At 61.6% G+C, this 16,842-nt stretch carries 15 protein-coding genes; 7 read left to right on the plus strand and 8 right to left on the minus strand.

Going from position 1 to position 16,842, the window contains the following annotated elements; genetic code table 11:
- Positions 1-20 precede the first annotated feature (20 nt).
- A complete protein-coding gene (locus tag J3P90_RS16105; protein ID WP_434563450.1) occupies positions 21-185 on the plus strand; it encodes a hypothetical protein in 165 nt (54 codons plus the stop codon).
- 137 nt (positions 186-322) lie between these two features.
- On the opposite strand, the gene J3P90_RS16110 is transcribed toward J3P90_RS16105, so the two are convergent.
- Positions 323-823, minus strand: coding sequence for an MgtC/SapB family protein (locus J3P90_RS16110; protein WP_434563448.1), 501 nt, complete (start codon positions 821-823; stop codon positions 323-325).
- A gap of 131 nt (positions 824-954) precedes the next feature.
- Here J3P90_RS16110 and J3P90_RS16115 point away from each other — a divergent pair, with 131 nt between their 5' ends.
- The 3 genes from J3P90_RS16115 (at position 955) to mapR (ending at position 4,602) form a co-directional block, all read left to right on the plus strand.
- Positions 955-1,191 carry a DUF3203 family protein gene (locus J3P90_RS16115; RefSeq protein WP_420764554.1) on the plus strand — a complete coding sequence of 79 codons (237 nt, stop codon included), beginning with the start codon at positions 955-957 and terminating at the stop codon, positions 1,189-1,191.
- A 550-nt stretch (positions 1,192-1,741) separates the two neighbouring features.
- On the plus strand, positions 1,742-3,154 hold the full coding sequence (gene ccoG / locus J3P90_RS16120) for a cytochrome c oxidase accessory protein CcoG (RefSeq protein ID WP_420764555.1): 1,413 nt from the start codon (positions 1,742-1,744) through the stop codon (positions 3,152-3,154).
- Between the two features lie 38 nt (positions 3,155-3,192).
- On the plus strand, positions 3,193-4,602 hold the full coding sequence (gene mapR, locus J3P90_RS16125; RefSeq protein ID WP_434675034.1) for a GntR family transcriptional regulator MpaR: 1,410 nt from the start codon (positions 3,193-3,195) through the stop codon (positions 4,600-4,602).
- A gap of 115 nt (positions 4,603-4,717) precedes the next feature.
- Here the strand turns inward: mapR and J3P90_RS16130 are convergent, their stop codons facing one another.
- Entirely contained in the window at positions 4,718-5,464 is a 747-nt protein-coding gene (locus tag J3P90_RS16130; protein ID WP_434675035.1) for an SDR family oxidoreductase, read from the minus strand.
- Positions 5,465-5,541: 77 nt separating this feature from the next.
- Positions 5,542-6,441 (minus strand): Dyp-type peroxidase, encoded by a 900-nt coding sequence (locus J3P90_RS16135; protein ID WP_434610760.1) that lies wholly within the window; start codon positions 6,439-6,441, stop codon positions 5,542-5,544.
- Positions 6,442-6,668: 227 nt separating this feature from the next.
- Between J3P90_RS16135 and ampC the strand changes: the two genes are divergently transcribed.
- On the plus strand, positions 6,669-7,814 hold the full coding sequence (gene ampC, locus J3P90_RS16140) for a class C beta-lactamase (protein WP_434650627.1): 1,146 nt from the start codon (positions 6,669-6,671) through the stop codon (positions 7,812-7,814).
- Between the two features lie 61 nt (positions 7,815-7,875).
- Here ampC and J3P90_RS16145 read toward each other — a convergent pair whose 3' ends face one another.
- From J3P90_RS16145 to J3P90_RS16160, 4 genes are all read right to left on the minus strand, one after another.
- Positions 7,876-8,433, minus strand: a complete 558-nt coding sequence (locus J3P90_RS16145) for a DUF4174 domain-containing protein (RefSeq protein ID WP_420764833.1) — start codon at positions 8,431-8,433, stop codon at positions 7,876-7,878.
- A gap of 136 nt (positions 8,434-8,569) precedes the next feature.
- On the minus strand, positions 8,570-9,928 hold the full coding sequence (locus tag J3P90_RS16150; protein ID WP_434610755.1) for an erythromycin esterase family protein: 1,359 nt from the start codon (positions 9,926-9,928) through the stop codon (positions 8,570-8,572).
- Positions 9,929-9,997: 69 nt separating this feature from the next.
- The gene (locus tag J3P90_RS16155) at positions 9,998-10,783 is read right to left on the minus strand and encodes a sulfite exporter TauE/SafE family protein (RefSeq protein WP_434563435.1); all 786 of its coding nucleotides are present in this window, start codon (positions 10,781-10,783) and stop codon (positions 9,998-10,000) included.
- A 103-nt stretch (positions 10,784-10,886) separates the two neighbouring features.
- Positions 10,887-11,636 carry a hypothetical protein gene (locus J3P90_RS16160; RefSeq protein ID WP_434675036.1) on the minus strand — a complete coding sequence of 250 codons (750 nt, stop codon included), beginning with the start codon at positions 11,634-11,636 and terminating at the stop codon, positions 10,887-10,889.
- 297 nt (positions 11,637-11,933) lie between these two features.
- Here J3P90_RS16160 and J3P90_RS16165 point away from each other — a divergent pair, with 297 nt between their 5' ends.
- Entirely contained in the window at positions 11,934-13,082 is a 1,149-nt protein-coding gene (locus J3P90_RS16165) for an aldose epimerase family protein (protein WP_434610751.1), read from the plus strand.
- A gap of 172 nt (positions 13,083-13,254) precedes the next feature.
- On the plus strand, positions 13,255-14,076 hold the full coding sequence (locus J3P90_RS16170; RefSeq protein WP_434675037.1) for an aldo/keto reductase: 822 nt from the start codon (positions 13,255-13,257) through the stop codon (positions 14,074-14,076).
- 147 nt (positions 14,077-14,223) lie between these two features.
- On the opposite strand, the gene J3P90_RS16175 is transcribed toward J3P90_RS16170, so the two are convergent.
- Positions 14,224-16,587, minus strand: coding sequence for a DNA polymerase II (locus J3P90_RS16175; RefSeq protein WP_434675038.1), 2,364 nt, complete (start codon positions 16,585-16,587; stop codon positions 14,224-14,226).
- Between the last annotated feature and the right edge of the window lie 255 nt (positions 16,588-16,842).

Here is a 16,842-nt window from a genome sequence, read left to right on the forward strand (position 1 = left end):
CGTCCTGGAGGCACCACCCGATGACCATTCCCATCCCGGCCGAAACACCCGATCCGAACATCGACGACCCCAACCTGCCGCCACCGGGTCCCGATCCCGAGCCGATTCCGGAAAAAGACCCGCCGCTGGACCCGCAGCCGCCCCAGGGCGATCCGCCAAGCGAGGCGCCGCCGGAGCGGGTTTGAAAGCCTAGCCGCAGTGAACCTGCGGGAGCGAGCTTGCTCGCGATAGCGTCAGGTCAGCGAAGCCAGAGGTGACTGACACATCGTTATGGCGAGCTAGCTCTCCCACAAGGACCTTGCGCACAGCCCCGGCGAATGCCTTACAGCTTCTCATCCTTCTCCAGTGCCCGAACAATCACTGGCATCACACTGAAGATTGCCAGCGCCAGAACGGTGCTGAGCACCGCCGTCGCTTCCCGGCCGAGCCCGGCGGCGACGCCGATGGCGGCGGTCATCCAAAGGCCCGCCGCGGTGGTCAGGCCTTTGACGTGGCTTTCATCTGCATCCGCGTTTTTCAAGATGGTACCGGCGCCGAGGAAACCGATCCCGGCGACAACGCCCTGTATCACCCGGCTCATCGCATCGGCCTCTGACCCCGACATTTGCGGCACCAGCACGAACAGCGCGGCGCCCAGCGCCACCAGCATGTGGGTGCGCACCCCGGCGGCCTTGCCCTTGTGCTCACGCTCGAACCCCAAAATGCCTCCCAACAGTGCAGCCATTACCAGGCGCACCGTCACCCGCGTCATTTGCTGGGCATCGGCGATGTCGGCGAACTCCGCTTGCAGGGTCATCCAGACTTCATCCCACCACGAATCCATGAACGTTCCTCTCTTCACTCGATAAACGATTGACCGCAAGCGATGCGAGACGTGCGACCGCTGATCAGCCACGAAGAACCCTGCCGATCGGGAGGCGCCTAACGTTTAGGCATACAGGAAGGAGCAGTACCATGACTGTACGTATCGATGACCACCAGACCTGCCATTTCGACACCGCCAACGGGCCGGAACTTCGCCCGGCCAGCGAGCTGACCATCATCACCGACCCGGACAAGGCCATGTCGGCGGTGGAGCTCAATGGCGGGCGGGTCTACCTGACCGAAGCGCAGGTCGATGCCCTGATCGTGGCTGGGGCGGCTGACGGGCGGCAGAATCTGAAGGCAACGGACGGGGATTCGGTCATCTGACGGCTCGTTTGGCTCTTATTTTTTGATCTTGCGTTGCTTTTGATCTTGCGTTGCTTTTGATTTTGCCTCGCTTTTGATCTTGCGTTGCTCTTGATCTCGCTTCGGCTTTTGATCTTGAACGCCCCGTTAACCACGCTGGCCGAACGCAGGTATTGCGTAGTGGGTATCCCGGCATGGATGCCGGGATAGCCGCGCAGGGCCATGGATGGCCCATCGCGGCGGGCCCACGGAGCAATGCCGGAGTGAGGGAACGCCGAGCCTAGGCGAGGTGCCGAGTGGTGGGGCGAAGCCTTTTTTGCTTACTTTTTTTGGCGTCTGAAAAAAAGTAAGCCGCCGTAAGGGCGGAACCGTCAGTAGCGACTACCGCAGCAACGGATATAAACACCATCCCAAGAACGAAGCCCACAATCTGTGAGGTGCGTCAAACTGGCGCAGCGCAAGGCTCTTCACCCCATCTGATCCGGTTTTTATCAACCCACCTGAGCCTGTTATGCAAACAGTTCAATGGTCATAGTGCCCCAGCCAGATAGCGGCTGATGAGCGACCGACCATGAGCGAAAGAATCCCCGCCCAACTGATACAGACCTTCGACCCCACGCCCACAAAAACAAAGTCCAGAACCACCGACAACCTGATCCACACCCGCAGCTTTACCGGCTTGTTCCGCACCTTGCGCATCAGCGGTGCCGGCATTCTGTTCCTGTTGTTCTTCGGCACGGTATGGCTGAACTGGGGCGGTCGCCAAGCGGTGCTCTGGGACCTTTCCGAGAGCAAGTTCCACATCTTCGGCGCGACCTTCTGGCCCCAGGATTTCATTCTGCTGTCCGCCCTGCTGATCATCGCCGCGTTCGGCCTGTTCGCCATCACCGTGTTCGCCGGGCGCGTGTGGTGTGGCTACACCTGCCCCCAAAGCTCATGGACCTGGATCTTCATGTGGGTCGAGAAAATCACCGAAGGTGAACGCAACCAGCGCATCAAACTCCAAGCCGCGCCGTGGGACTTGAACAAACTCCTGCGGCGCTCGGCCAAGCACACTTTGTGGCTCGTCATCAGCCTGCTCACCGGCCTGACATTCGTCGGTTATTTCACCCCGATCCGCCCCCTGGCGGAGGAACTGCTGACCTTGCAGATCGGCGGCGTCAGCCTGTTCTGGGTGCTGTTTTTCACCGCGGCCACTTACCTCAACGCCGGCTGGCTGCGCGAAGCGGTGTGCATGCACATGTGCCCTTACGCACGGTTCCAGAGCGTGATGTTCGACAAAGACACCTTGACCATTTCCTATGACGTGGCCCGTGGTGACATTCGCGGGCCACGCAAACGCGAGGTCAATCCCGCCGATGTCGGACTGGGCGACTGCATCGACTGCCAGATGTGCGTGCAGGTCTGCCCCACCGGCATCGATATCCGCGATGGCTTGCAAATGGAATGCATTGGTTGCGCGGCGTGCATCGACGCCTGCGACTCGATCATGGACAAGATGGGCTACGCCCGTGGCCTGATCAAGTACACCTCCGAGCATCAACTGCAAGGAGGCAAGACACATCTGCTGCGGCCACGGCTGGTGGGCTACACGGCGGTGCTGCTGGTCATGATCGGTGCCCTGGCGGTGGCGCTGGCGGAGCGCCCCATGGTGTCGCTGGATGTCAGCAAGGACCGTGGGCTGTTCCGTGAAAACAGCCAGGGCCAGATCGAAAACATCTATAGCCTGAAAATCATCAACAAGACCCAGCAACACCAGGCGTATGAATTGTCCCTGGTGGACGGCGACGGCTTTGTCCTGCAAGGCAAGACACGCCTGAGCCTGGCGCCGGGGGAAATCGTCGACGTGCCAGTCTCGGTGGCGATGCTCAGCGAACGGCCACGCAGCGGTTCCCAGGAAATGACCTTCAAGGTTGCCGACAGTGACGAGCAGCAAGTCTACAGCGTGGCCAAGAGCCGTTTTGTCGCGCCGATGAATCGGTGAACCTTTAAGATGCAATGTCCCTTATGACCGGGCCCGCCATGAAACGCTACGAAAAATTCGCCGATGACATCGCTGAACTGATCCGCTCCGGCATGCTGGGGCCCGGCCAGCGCGTGCCGTCGGTGCGCTACGCCAGCCAAACGTACGGCGTCAGCCCGTCCACTGTTTTCCAGGCCTATTACCTGTTGGAGCGACGCGGCCTGATCCGGGCCCGGCCGCGTTCCGGTTATTTCGTCAATAATCTTGCACCGCGCCCGTTCTGCGAGCCGGTCATCAGCAGCCAGGTGCAAGAGTCCACTGAAGTCGATGTCAGCGAACTGGTGTTTTCGGTGCTCGACTCGATCAAGGATCCCGCCACCGTACCGTTCGGCTCTGCATTCCCCAGCCCCATGCTGTTTCCGTTGCAGCGGCTGTCCCGCTCGTTGTCCAGCGCGACCCGGGACATGGACCCACGCGTGGTGGTGACCGACATGTCACCGGGCAATCCTCAACTGCGCCGCCAGATCGCCTTGCGCTATATGGTCGGTGGGCTGATGTTGCCCATGGAGCAATTGCTGGTCACCAACGGCGCCCTGGAAGCCTTGAACCTATGCCTGCAAGCGGTGACCGAGCCCGGCGACCTCGTGGCGATCGAAGCCCCTGCGTTCTATGCCAGCCTGCAAGTGCTGGAAAGGCTGAAGCTCAAGGCCGTGGAAATCCCCGTGCATCCGCGTGACGGGATCGACCTGGACGTGCTGGAACAGACGCTGGCGCGCCATCCGATCAAGGCGTGCTGGTGCATGACCAGCTTCCAGAACCCCATGGGCGCCACCATGACCGAGGCGCGCAAGCAAGCGTTGGTGGAGCTGTTGCGCCAACACCAGGTACCGTTGATCGAGGACGACGTCTATGCCGAACTCTATTACGGCCAGCAGGCTCCCAAACCAGCCAAGGCGTTCGACACCGAAGGGTTGGTGATGCATTGCGGTTCGTTCGCCAAGAGCCTGGCCCCGGGTTATCGCGTCGGCTGGGTCGCCGCCGGGCGCTATGCGCAGAAGATCGAACGGCTCAAGCTCATGACATCCCTGTGCGCCTCGATGCCGGCCCAGGCCGCGATCGCCGACTACCTGCAACACGGCGGCTACGACCGGCACCTGCGCAAGCTGCGCTACGCCCTGGAAGAACAGCAAAGCGCCATGCTCGCCGCCATCGGCCGCTATTTCCCGCCCCAGACCCGCGTCAGCCAGCCGGCGGGCGGCTATTTCCTCTGGCTGGAACTGCCGGAGCAGATCGACTCGCTGAAGCTGTTCCAGATGGCATTGGCGCAAGGCATCAGCATCGCCCCCGGGCCGATCTTTTCACCGACCCAACGTTTCAGGAATTGCATCCGGCTGAACTATGGCGGGCCTTGGACTGAGGCGTCGGAAAAGGCGATGGAGACATTGGGGCGGATTATCCGGTCGTTCTAATATTTGGTTTGCCAGCACTACCGCCATCGCGAGCAAGCTCGCTCCCACATTTGGAACGCAATCCCCTGTGGGAGCGAGCTTGCTCGCGATGAGGCCAGGGCAGACCGCCCAGTTCTCAGCGCCCACCACCAAGGTCAACAAACGTCCCCGTCGCATACGAAGCCTTGTCCGACAGCAACCAGATAATCGCCTCCGCCACCTCATCCGGACGCCCGCCTCGCGCCATGGGAATCGCCGATTCCAGCTTGCTGACCCGCTCAGGATCACCACTGAGGGCGTGGAAATCGGTGTAGATATAACCCGGGCGAACGGCGTTGACGCGAATGCCTTCGCCGGCCACTTCCTTGGACAGGCCTACGGTGAAGGTATCCAGTGCGCCCTTGGAGGCCGCGTAGTCGACGTATTCCCCCGGCGCGCCCAAGCGGGCGGCAACCGACGAGACGTTGACGATGCTACCGCCCTGCCCGCCATGGCGGGGCGACATGCGCAGCACCGCATGCTTGGCACACAGGATCGGCCCCAGCACATTGGTCTTCAAGATTTTGAGAATGCGGAACTCGGACATTTCATCGAGCCGGGATTTGTGGGCGACCGTACCGGCGTTGTTCACCAGGGCGGTGACACGGCCCAATTCGGCGTCGACGCGGTTGAACAGGCCGACCACCTCATCTTCGATGCTCACGTCGGCCCGCACCGCAATGGCCTGCGCACCCTTGGCCCGGACCTGTTCGAGGATGCCCTGAGCGGCGTTTTCATCGGACTGGTAGTTGATGCAGATGTGATAGCCCTGATCCGCCGCCAGCAGCGCCGTGGCCGCTCCGATCCCGCGCCCGCCACCAGTGATGACGATGACTTTATCCACGCTTGCTCTCCCGTTCCACGCAAACACGTCGGGCCCAAGAATAGCGTTGACCCGACGATTTGCACAACGCGGCCGGTTTACCGGGGCGATGACACCGACTGGCGAGCCAGTGCGCGCAGGTCCAGGCGCCCGTCCAGCAGCGGCGGGCACCAGTAATACCCGCCAGTGATCGGCCGGCTCATGCGGTACAAACCATCGGTAATGCCGTCTTCGAGGCCGCTCATGCGGCGCAGTTGCGCTTCGAAGGCATCCAGGGAGAAACCGAACGCCAGGAACATCAGCCCAGCGCGATCGCCTTCGATCCACGGCATGGAACGGCGCACGACGAAAGCCTCCGGTGCAAAGCTTTCCTGGGCCGTGCGCTTGACGTGGGCCGACTCCGGCGCCTCTTCGATTTCCTCGTTGTCGCTCAAGCGACGGCCCATGATGTTGTCGCGTTCGTGGGGCTGCATCGCCGCGAACCCGTCCAGATCGTGCTGCCACTGCTGGATCGCGGCGAAGCTGCCACCGCGCAGTCCGTCGGCGCCCTGGGCCAGGGCAGCGGCGACGGCCGCGTCATCGTGGGGGTTCTCGGTGCCGTCTTCGTAGCCGGTCAGGTCGTGGCCGGTCATATGGCGGAAGGTTTCGTTCATTTGCACCAGGCGCAGGGCCGGCGCCAGGGCCGCTTCGATGGCGCGGCTGCGGTGCAGCAGCTCGCCGCGATCCTCGCCATGCAACCAGCACCACAGCGCGTGCTGGGTCGAGGGATTATCGACGCCGACACCGGCCAGGGCAGGAAATGCCCGCAGCCCCTTGACCTCGGCGCCCAACGCTTGCACCAACGACTCGCCAAACCCGACAACCGCGCGGCCATCCAATTGCAGCAACAATTTATCGATCGCAGCCGGCAGTGCCTCGACCGATTCCAGGGCAAAAAACAGATGACGGGCCTGAGGCGGAACAGGGGTGGCGAGAATGCCGGGCTGGTAGTAACTCATGGGAACTCCTTCGGAAAGAGTCGCGAGTTTACCCGGCGGCCGCCGCTTTGTGTCGTTTCGCTTGAGGACAGGACCCTTCGGCCGACGGGACCGTTTTGTGGGAACGCTCCCACGTCCCTGTCAGACAGCTCGGAACCCAGCCTGCATCCGTTGCTGCGGATTGCCGGGCAGCAAAAAACGCCCTAGATTGACCGTCCCTCAAGGAAGGCCAACGAGAGCGCTCCATCATGCACATTGCCAAATCGATACTCGCCGGGAGCTTTTTCCTGATCCTTTCCTTTACCGGCGTCGCCCAGGAACGCCTTGAAGAAACTGTCGATGCCGTTATCCAGCCCCTGATGAAACAGCAGGACATCGCGGGGATGGCGGTGGCGATCACCCACAACGGCCAGCGCCAGTTCTTCAATTATGGCGTTGCCTCCAAGGACACGAGAAAGCCCGTCACCGACCAGACCCTGTTCGAAGTCGGCTCGATCAGCAAGACCTTCACCGCCACGCTCGGCGCCTATGCCCAGGCCCAAGGCAAGTTGCAATTGTCGGATCCCGCCGGTCGCTATGCCCCGCAGCTGAACGGAGCAGCGCTGGCAAACACCCGCCTGCTCGATCTGGCTACCTACACGGCGGGCGGGCTGCCTTTGCAGTTTCCCGACGATGCAGACCATGCCGACAGGATGTTCAGCTATTACAAGTCCTGGAAACCGCTCTACCCGACCGGCACCCAACGGCTCTACTCGAACCCGAGCATCGGCCTGTTTGGCCATCTGGCGGCCCGCGCCCTGGGTCGGTCATTCGATGACGTGATGGAACAAACGCTGATGCCGGGGCTGGGCCTCAAACACAGTTATGTACGGGTGCCGCAAGACCAATCGGGCCGATACGCCCAGGGCTATGCAAAGGATGGCAAGCCCGTGCGGGTCGGACCTGGCGCCTTGGATTCCGAGGCGTATGGGGTGAAGACCAGCTCAGCGGACCTCATTCGTTTCGTCGAGGCCAACCTGCGACCGCAAAAGCTGGACGAAGCCTTGAAGCAAGCCATCGCCACGACCCACATGGGTTTCTATCGGGTCGGCGGGATGACCCAGGGCTTGGGCTGGGAGTTCTACCCTGCCCCGTTCACCGTGGATGACCTGCTCGCCGGCAATACCCCGCAGATGGCCCTGACCCCACAGAAAGTCGAACCGCTCAACCCGCCCCGCCCGGCGCCGGACGGCAGCTGGATCAATAAGACAGGCTCTACCAACGGCTTTGGCGCATACGCGGCGCTCGTGTCTGGAAAGGATTTGGGGATCGTGATGTTGGCGAACAAGAACTACCCGATCGAAGAACGGATAAAGGCCGCGCACAAAATCCTGGCGGCATTGGAACGACAATGAAGTCTGCTTTTGTGGCGAGGGGGCTTGCTCCCTCGCCACGTAAATTCGGCGTTATAGAGGGTCAATCCTCCAGCGCCTTCGGCGCGGCCGCGGGCTTGGTGGGCTTGGCCGCCTTGCCCGGCTTGGCGCCTTTCGCGTCCTTGGCCGGCGCGGGTTCTGGCTCGGGTAGCGGGGTTGGCGCCACGGCTTCCTTTTCAGCCGCAGGCAATTTGTCGACAGCATCGAACAGCTCGCTCAATGTGATCGCGCCGGAATGCTCAAGCTTCTTTTCCCCATCCTTGCCCACCAGGATGATCTTGGGCAGCGCACCGGCTCCCAGCTTGAGAGAACGGATCAGTGCCATGGTGCTTTGCGGGTCCAGATCCTTGCCATCACGTTTTCCGATGGTGTTGAAAACGGTGTAGAGCATCATGTTTCGTTCGGAGAATCCCTGCTTGCCCTCTGGCTTTTCGAGCTCTGCTTTCAACGTGGACCATGCAGGGTCGACGGAGCTGGGCGCGATAATGATCAAGGGGCGGGTCTTGCCCACCTCCGCCACCAGGGGCGAGTCGCCATCAGCGGCGAACAAGGGGCCAGCAAAGGCCAGCAAGGTAGCGAAGGTCAACGACCGAATAAGCATGCGCCTCTCCTTTTGATATTTACGCTGTACTGATTGCACATGGCGGCGATTGTTCCGCGAGAGTCGCCCGTTACCGCAGCTGCCTGCCTTGAAGCTTAGGCCACCGGCCCCATAGCGCAACCGCGTCACGAGGCGCTCAAAGGCCGAATGGGAAGGTGTCTTCCTCGTGCTCAAGCGTGTGAGGTGTTGGCAATGGCGTGACCGCTTCGGTCTGCTCGAACCAGAGCCAGGCATCGAACTGCTCGGCCAATACGGCTTCGAAGTAATGGCTCTGGCGTTCGGTTTCAGGGCGGTAGATCACGCCGATAGCGCGTTCGAGCAGGGGCTCGGACAATGCGTCCAGCAGTGCCTCGTCAGGATTAGTCCGCCAGTCCGTGAGCGATGCGCGAACACCCGTATTCAGGAATTCCCGCTCCCAACTGCCGGCCAGCGCGGGCAGCACCTGCTTGATTTTCATCGGTGAGTCCCAATCGTCGGCCGCCGCCACGCTGCCACGATTGGTGCCCATGCCCAGCAGCACCGCGTCGCGGCCGTAAGCCATGCGGCATAACTGGCCGATATTAAATTCACCTTCCCAACCCATGCGAGTCGCGGCGGCATTGCCGATGTGGGAGTTGTGCGCCCAGACCACCGCTTTCGCATCGGGGCCACGATGTTCCATCAGGCTCTGCAGGGTGTCGAACATGTGCCGGTCCCGCAGGTTCCAGGACGATTTTCCGCCGCGATACATGGCCCGGTAGTACTGTTCGGCGGCGCGCACGACCCGGGCGTTCTGGATGGCGCTGAAGAAACTCTCGTCATCCTCGATCAGGGGATCGAGGCGCTCGGCGAGCAGCGTATTGAGCTGCTCGACCACCGCGTCCTCGCAGGTCGCCAGGTTGCCGCGTTCGGTGAAATGACCGTAAAGCGCCGGGTCGTCGTGCCAAGGCGTCAGGCAACCATAACGATGCCGGGCGCCGCGGGCCAGGTGGGGGTGTGCCTTATCGAGGTAGTTGAGCACTTCGTCGATCGAGTGCCGCAAGCTGTAGACGTCGAGGCCGCGAAACTCCACGCGCCGATCGCCCGGCTGCTCCAGGTTGTAATCGCGCAACCAGCGGACGAAGGACTGTACGTCGGTGTTGCGCCACATCCAGCTTGGAAACCGGGCGAAAGCCTGCTGTTTCCAGGCCGAGGGTCCGAGGTCACGCACGCAGCGGTCGATTTGCCCGGCGTCGGGCCAGTCGGCTTCGACGGCGACGATCCCGAAGCCGTGATGCTCGATCATGTGCCGGGTGATGGCCGCGCGGGTGCGGTAGAAGTCATGGGTGCCGTGGCTGGCTTCGCCGATCAGCAAGACCTTCGCGTCGGCAAAGCGATCGAACATCTCGCCAAACGCCGGGCTGTCCTCGGCGGGCAGCGGTTCGGCGTGATGACGCAGAATGTCGGCGATGTCGGAGCGAGGTTCGACGCGACGACGGCGCAGGCGTTGCAGCAGATCTCTGGCTGGGCTGTTCATGGATCGTGGCCTCATCAGTACCTGGTTTACAGGTATGACTATGCCTATCGGCCCATGACTCCGAGCAAATCAGAACGCCAGTTTGAAGCCGATCATCGCCAACATCACCGCCAGGCAAGGGCGCAGGAGTTCATCGGAAATACGTCCCGACAAATGGCTGCCCAGGTAAATGCCCGGCAGTGAACCGATCAGCAAGAAGCCGAGGATGTGCCAGTCCATGTTGCCCATGCTTGCGTGGCCCAGGCCGGCCACCAGGGTCAGCGGCACGGCGTGGGCGATCTCGGTCCCCACCAGGCGCCTGGTGACCAGGAACGGATAGAGGATGAACAGCGCGACAGTGCCCAGGGCGCCGGCGCCGATGGAGGTCAACGCGACCATCGTGCCCAGCACCAAGCCGGTAATCACAGTGAGTACGTTGAGCCGTGAGCCGCTGGGGTTGTAGTGGCCGCCGGCGCGATCGTGGGCGAATTGCAGCAGGCGTTTCTTGAACAGGATCGCCAGGGCAGTGGCGAACAACACAAAACCCAGTGCTTGCTTGATGACTGCGTTCATCGCGTCTGGCGAGCTGTTCAGGCTGCTGAGGAACCACAGGGTCAGCCCGACCGCCGGCACGCTGCCCAAGGTCAGCCAACCGGTGATGGACCAGTCGATATTGCGGTTCTTGGCGTGAACCAGCACGCCGCCAGATTTGGTAATGGCCGCGTACAGCAGGTCCGTCCCCACCGCCGTCGCGGGGTTGATGCCGAACCACAGCAGAATGGGGGTCATCAGCGATCCGCCACCCACGCCGGTCATCCCGACGATGAAACCGACCACCAGGCCCGCTACGACTAAACCGAAATTACCGAAATCCATCAAACCCGTCTCAGCGCGACCGCGTGAAAAATCTGGCCGCGAGCATAGCGATTTTTCTTATAACCCCCTATATCGATGTGATCTATCTTTATTCCATATTTGATCACTGGACGGGCAGGAAATTCAGGAACAGCAGGCTCTGTGCATAGTTGAGCCCTATCCGCCGGTAGCGCTCGTCGAGCATCTGGGTCAGCAGGTCCAGGCGTGCAACGATTTTCCCGAACTCGACGGCAAAGCTCAGGTTGCTGCCCTCCTCCGAGATTTCGTTGGAAAACAGCATCGGCGAGCCGTCCTTGTTCTGCCGCTGGCCCAGCAACCAGGTTGCCTTTTCGATGTTGCGCGCAGCGTTGCTGACGAAGCGCGGATCGATGGTGTCGGTCATGTAGAACTCCAGGCGATTGCCGTGGGCCGTGACCAGCATGCTGCCAATGGCGTAGATGAACGCACCGACCCTATCACCAAGGAACTCGGGGCTCATGGCATAGCTCAGGGCCGCCAGGTCCTTTTTATTGCCCAAGGTCGGCAGGGGCTGCCGTTGCTCGATGGCTTGGCGCACTTGCTTGACGGCGACGCGGACGTCGAGGAAGCCCGACTTGCGCAATTCTTCCGGGTTGCGCAGGTAAAGTTTGTGCATCAGCAGGTAAAGGCTCTGCAAGTTGTCGTGCATCGAGAGCGTGGCCATCCGGTCCACGCTGGTCTGCAAGAATTCCTGGGGCTTGGCGTTGCTGAACTGCGTAACCATGTCCTGGCCTTGCTGGTGGGTGCAGCCGCCGCTGAGCAACAGCAACAGGCCCACCAACAGCAGGTTGCTGCGACGTGGCGACACCATCACGGAAAGTAAAACACCGGCCATCGAATCTCGTCTGGACATGGGGAAGCGGTGGAGCTCGCCGCTTCCTGGCCATGGATAGAGCGGAAAAAACCCTAAAAGTGCAGTGCCTTACCCGAGAGTTGACGTCTGGTCACGATTCGCCTCGATCAATTAGTCTTACTTTTTAATTGATAAATCTCAATTTATAGCTATAAATCCCTTATCCACCCGCAAATAGAAAGACTACTGAACAGAAAAACCTTCATCGCTGTCCGACCAATTAACGGACTCGACCCGCGTTAAAACAACAAAAAAACAACAGGAAGGAAGGTCACACTCATGCTTGAATCCAGACACCTGCTCTCGGCCCTCGGAGTTTCTCTGATGATTGCCACCTCTTCACAGGCCGCCGGCCTGACCAACGAACGCGTTGCTTTCGGTAAGACCGACGACGGCACGGCGGTTGAAAAATATGTGCTGCGCAACAGCAACGGCATGGAGGCTACCGTCATCACCTATGGCGGGATTCTCCAGTCGCTGATCGTGCCGGACAAAAACGGCATGACCGACGACATCGTGCTCGGCTTCGACGATGTCCAGGGCTACCAGAAGAATGGCAATGTATATTTCGGCGCGACCATCGGCCGCTTCGGCAATCGCCTGGCTGGCGGCGCGTTCGAGTTGGATGGCAAGCGCTACCAGGTGCCGCAGAACGACAAGGACAATTCGCTGCACGGCGGGCCGCAAGGGTTCGACAAGCGTGTCTGGAAAGCCGAGCCGAGCAACGACAAGGACTCGGTCGGCGTGACCCTGACCTACCTGTCGAAGGACGGCGAGATGGGGTTTCCCGGCAATCTGAAGACTGACGTCACCTACAGCCTCAACGACAAGAACGAACTGCGCATCGACTACAAGGCCACCACTGACAAACCGACCGTACTGAACCTGACCAACCACAGTTATTTCAACCTGGCGGGTGCAGGCAATGGCGACATCCTCAAGCAAGTCGCGACCTTGCACGCGTCCCGCTACACACCGGTGACCGCCAAGCTGATTCCCACCGGCGAGCTGGCGCCAGTGGCCGGCACGCCGATGGACTTTACCAAGCCAACCGCCATCGGCACCCATATCAAAGCCGATCATCCGCAGTTGAAGTTCGCCGAGCCAAAACAGGGTGGGTTTGACTTCAACTGGGTGCTCGACGCCAAGGGTGACGTAAACAAACTCGCCGCCGACGTCCAGGATCCGAAGTCCGGGCGACGGCTGCAGCTCTTTACCACCGAACCCGGTGTGCAGTTCTACACCAGCAACTTCCTCGATGGCACGGTCAAGGGCAAGCAAGGCAAGGTCTATCCGCACTGGGGCGCGTTTACCCTGGAGACCCAGCACTTCCCCGACTCGCCGAACCAGCCGGACTTCCCGACCACGCGGCTGGATCCGGGCCAGACCTACACCCAGGCCATGGTGCTGAAGTTCTCGGCGGAATAACCCTCCTGCCAACCGAGCGTTCCCACGCTGCGCGTGGGGACGCCTCCCGTGGCGCTCTGCGTCATGCTTTTCGGCCCTAGAGCATCCCGCTGCATTGCGGCGCGAATCAAACCTGAACGCCTGGTCTATTCTGCTGCCACAGCTTAATCGACCCGCACGACAGGAGATGTGAATGAGAACTCTGGAGTTGGCCGGCGTGTCCGTGCCGGTAATCGGCCAGGGCACTTGGCGCCTGGGTGAAGAACCGTCCCATCACAAAAAAGAAGTGGCTGCCCTGCGCTTGGGCATTGAAATGGGCATGACCCTGATCGACACCGCCGAAATGTATGCCGAGGGCGGCGCCGAAAAAGTCGTTGGCGAAGCGATCACCGGGCTGCGTGACCAAGTATTCCTGGTGAGCAAGGTCTACCCCCACAACGCCAGCCGCAAAGGCATTCCGCTGGCCTGCGAGCGCAGCCTGCGGCGGCTCGACACCGATTACATCGACCTTTATCTGCTGCACTGGCGTGGCCAATACCCGCTGGAAGAAACCGTCGAAGCGTTTGAACGACTTCGCGAAGAAGACAAGATCGGGCGCTGGGGCGTGTCGAATTTCGACGTCGACGACATGGAAGAACTGAACGCGCCCGACTGCGCCACCAACCAGGTGCTGTACAACCTGCAGGAGCGCGGCATCGAATACGACCTGCTGCCCTGGAGCCAGCAACGGCGCATGTCGATCATGGCCTACTGCCCGGTCGGCCAGGGTGGGCAGCTGCTCAGGGATCACACCATGCAACAAATCGCCGAACGCCACCGCGCGACACCGGCGCAGATTGCCCTGGCCTGGCTGTTGCGCCAGGACAATGTGATCGCCATTCCCAAGGCCGTGCAGCCTGAACATGTGCGCCTGAATGCCGAAGCGGCGAATCTGCAACTTGAGCCCCAGGATCTGGCGGCGCTGGACCTGGTGTTTCCCAAGCCCCAGGGCAAGCAGCGGTTGGCGATGGTTTAGCTTGGGGAATCGAAGGTTCTGTGGCGAGGGAGCTTGCTCCCGCTGGGGTGCGAAGCGGCCCTCGCTTTAGGCGGCTGCTGCGCAACCGAGCGGGAGCAAGCTCCCTCGCCACAAGAGCATTGCCCTCCAACCCATCACTGCGCGGCATCAGAACAACCCCATCTGCCCCCCGATCAAAGTCGAAAAATCATCGTCCACAAACGGCAGGATTGCATCCGCCACCGGCTGTAGTTGCTTAGTCACGTAATGGTCGTAATCTATCGGCGCGCTGCGGGTTTCCAGCGGCTCGGGGCCGGCCACGGTGATAACGTAGCTGATCCAACCGCCGTTCTGATACTGCCGAGGCCGGCCCTGGCGTTCGTTGAACTCGTCGGCGAGCCGAGCGGCCCGTACGTGGGGCGGCACGTTGCGTTCGTAATCATCCAGGGGGCGGCGCAGGCGCTTGCGGTAGACCAGACGCTCATCGAATGTACCGGCCAGCGTCTGGCGCACGTAGTCGCGCACATAATCCTGATACGGCTGGCGATGGAAGATCCGTCCGTACAGCTCCTGCTGGAACTGCCGGGCCAGGGGCGACCAATCGGTGCGCACGGTTTCCAGGCCCTTGTAGATGATTTCATCGCTGCCGTCGGCGCGGGTCACCAAGCCGGCGTAGCGCTTCTTGCTGCCCTCCTCCGCGCCGCGGATGGTCGGCATGAGGAAACGCTTGAAATGGGTTTCGAATTGCAGCTCCAGCGCGCTCTCCAGGCCGAACTCGTCACGCACGTGCTCGCGCCACCACCCGTTGACGTAAGCCACCAATTCCCGGCCAATCGCCGCGGCTTCTTCCTGGCCATGGGGCCGGCGCAGCCAGACGAAGGTTGAATCGGTGTCCCCATAGATCACCACATGCCCCCGGGCTTCGATCAACTGCCGGGTGCGTTGCATGATCTGATGACCGCGCAGGGTGATGGACGACGCCAGGCGCGGGTCGAAGAAGCGACAGCCACTGGAGCCGAGCACTCCATAAAACGCGTTCATGATGATTTTCAGCGCCTGGGACAAGGGCGCGTTATGTTCGCGCTTGGCGGTCTCCCTGCCTTCAGCGACCCGCGCCACGATGGACGGCAGGCAGTGTCGGGTACGGGAGAACCGCGCCCCGCGAAAGCCTGGGACAGACTCGTGCTCGCCCGGATGGCGCAGCCCCTCGATCAGGCCCACCGGGTCTATCAGAAAGGTGCGGATGATCGACGGGTACAGGCTCTTGTAGTCGAGCACCAGCACCGATTCGTAGAGCCCCGGCTGGGAATCCATGACGAACCCGCCAGGGCTGGCCTCGGGCGGACGCTGGCCGAGGTTCGGCGCAACGAAGCCCTGGCGGTGCATCAGCGGCATGTAAAGGTGCGTGAACGCCGCCACCGAACCACCGCTGCGATCGGCCGGCAGGCCGGTGACGCTGGCGCGCTCCAGCAGGAACTCGAGCAGATCGGTCTTGGCGAAAATCCGCGTCACCAGCTCGCAGTCCTTGAGGTTGTAGCGGGCCAGGGCCGGCTTGTCCTCGGCGAACATGCGGTTGATCTCGTCCATGCGCTGGTACGGGTTGTCGATGGACTTGCCTTCGCCCAGCAGGGTCTGCGCGACGTTCTCCAGGCTGAACGACGGGAAACTCCAGGTCGCCGAACGCAAGGACTCGATCCCGTCGATGATCAACCGGCCCGCCGCCGAGGCGAAGAAATGATTGTTGCGCGCGCCATGCTCGCGCCACTGCATTTCCTCGCCGCCACGCCCCAGGCGCAGCGGCACGGCCAACCGACGAGCATGCTCATGCAACACGCGCAAATCGAACTGCACCAAGTTCCAGCCGATGATCGCGTCGGGGTCGAAGCGGGCAAACCACTCATTGAGCTTCTTGAGCAGCAGCGTTCGGGATTCGCAATATTCGAGTTGGAAATCAACGTCGCGATCATCGCCGTTCGGTGGACCGAGCATATAGACCTGTCGCTCGCCGCAGCCTTCCAGGGCGATGGAGTACAAATCGCCCTGGGCGGTGGTTTCGATGTCCAGGGACACCAGCCGCAGCGGTGGGCGGTACTCGGGAGCCGGTTTCATCTGGGCGTCAAGCAGCACGCCGTCGGCCGATGGCGTGCCACCGAACCACACCGGGGCGGTGATGAAGCGCTCCATCAGGTAGCGCTCCGGTGGCCGGATATCAGCTTCGAACACGTCCACGCCGGCGCGCCGCAGCGTGGTGTCCAGGCGCATCAGTTGTCCATGCTGTCGACAATACAGGCCCAGCACCGGGCGATGCTCGAAATCCAGCAGGTCCAGGGGACGCAGCTCGATGTCCTTCTCCCCTTGCAACAGCGCTTCGGCCTGGCCGCGCTGCACTTGCGGCACGAACGCCACCGAAGGCTGCACCGGCAGGCGCACGCGCCGGGGGCCGGCATCGGTCGCCAGCCAGAACTCGACTTCGGTGCCCGCCGGGGTATCGCGCCAATGCCGGGTCAGGACGAAGCCCTGCTGTAGATCCACCGCTGAAACCTCAAAACTTGCATGTGCGCTGATTCTACCTGTGGCGAGGGGATTTATCCCCGCTGGGGTGCGCAGCAGATCCCTCAAGCAACTTGCATCAGATGAATGTCGTGTCGACATTTTTGGGACTGCTGCGCAGCCCAGCGGGGCGGCGCGAGGCTTCGCTAAATCCCTTCGCCACAACGGCGGATGACTTTAGATAGGAGTGAATTCTCCCGCCATGACGCTTTTGGACGACTGACTGCCGCTTTATCG

Source organism: Pseudomonas sp. D3-10 (assembly GCF_051132175.1).
Classification (GTDB): Bacteria; Pseudomonadota; Gammaproteobacteria; order Pseudomonadales; family Pseudomonadaceae; genus Aquipseudomonas.

Coding starts and splice junctions, on each gene's coding strand:
- J3P90_RS16105 (WP_434563450.1), top strand. CDS start 21: ATGACCATTCCCATCCCGGCCGAAACACCCGATCCGAACATCGACGAC.
- J3P90_RS16110 (WP_434563448.1), bottom strand. CDS start 823: ATGGATTCGTGGTGGGATGAAGTCTGGATGACCCTGCAAGCGGAGTTC.
- J3P90_RS16115 (WP_420764554.1), top strand. CDS start 955: ATGACTGTACGTATCGATGACCACCAGACCTGCCATTTCGACACCGCC.
- ccoG (WP_420764555.1), top strand. CDS start 1,742: ATGAGCGAAAGAATCCCCGCCCAACTGATACAGACCTTCGACCCCACG.
- mapR (WP_434675034.1), top strand. CDS start 3,193: ATGAAACGCTACGAAAAATTCGCCGATGACATCGCTGAACTGATCCGC.
- J3P90_RS16135 (WP_434610760.1), bottom strand. CDS start 6,441: ATGAGTTACTACCAGCCCGGCATTCTCGCCACCCCTGTTCCGCCTCAG.
- ampC (WP_434650627.1), top strand. CDS start 6,669: ATGCACATTGCCAAATCGATACTCGCCGGGAGCTTTTTCCTGATCCTT.
- J3P90_RS16145 (WP_420764833.1), bottom strand. CDS start 8,433: ATGCTTATTCGGTCGTTGACCTTCGCTACCTTGCTGGCCTTTGCTGGC.
- J3P90_RS16150 (WP_434610755.1), bottom strand. CDS start 9,928: ATGAACAGCCCAGCCAGAGATCTGCTGCAACGCCTGCGCCGTCGTCGC.
- J3P90_RS16155 (WP_434563435.1), bottom strand. CDS start 10,783: ATGGATTTCGGTAATTTCGGTTTAGTCGTAGCGGGCCTGGTGGTCGGT.
- J3P90_RS16160 (WP_434675036.1), bottom strand. CDS start 11,636: ATGGCCGGTGTTTTACTTTCCGTGATGGTGTCGCCACGTCGCAGCAAC.
- J3P90_RS16165 (WP_434610751.1), top strand. CDS start 11,934: ATGCTTGAATCCAGACACCTGCTCTCGGCCCTCGGAGTTTCTCTGATG.
- J3P90_RS16170 (WP_434675037.1), top strand. CDS start 13,255: ATGAGAACTCTGGAGTTGGCCGGCGTGTCCGTGCCGGTAATCGGCCAG.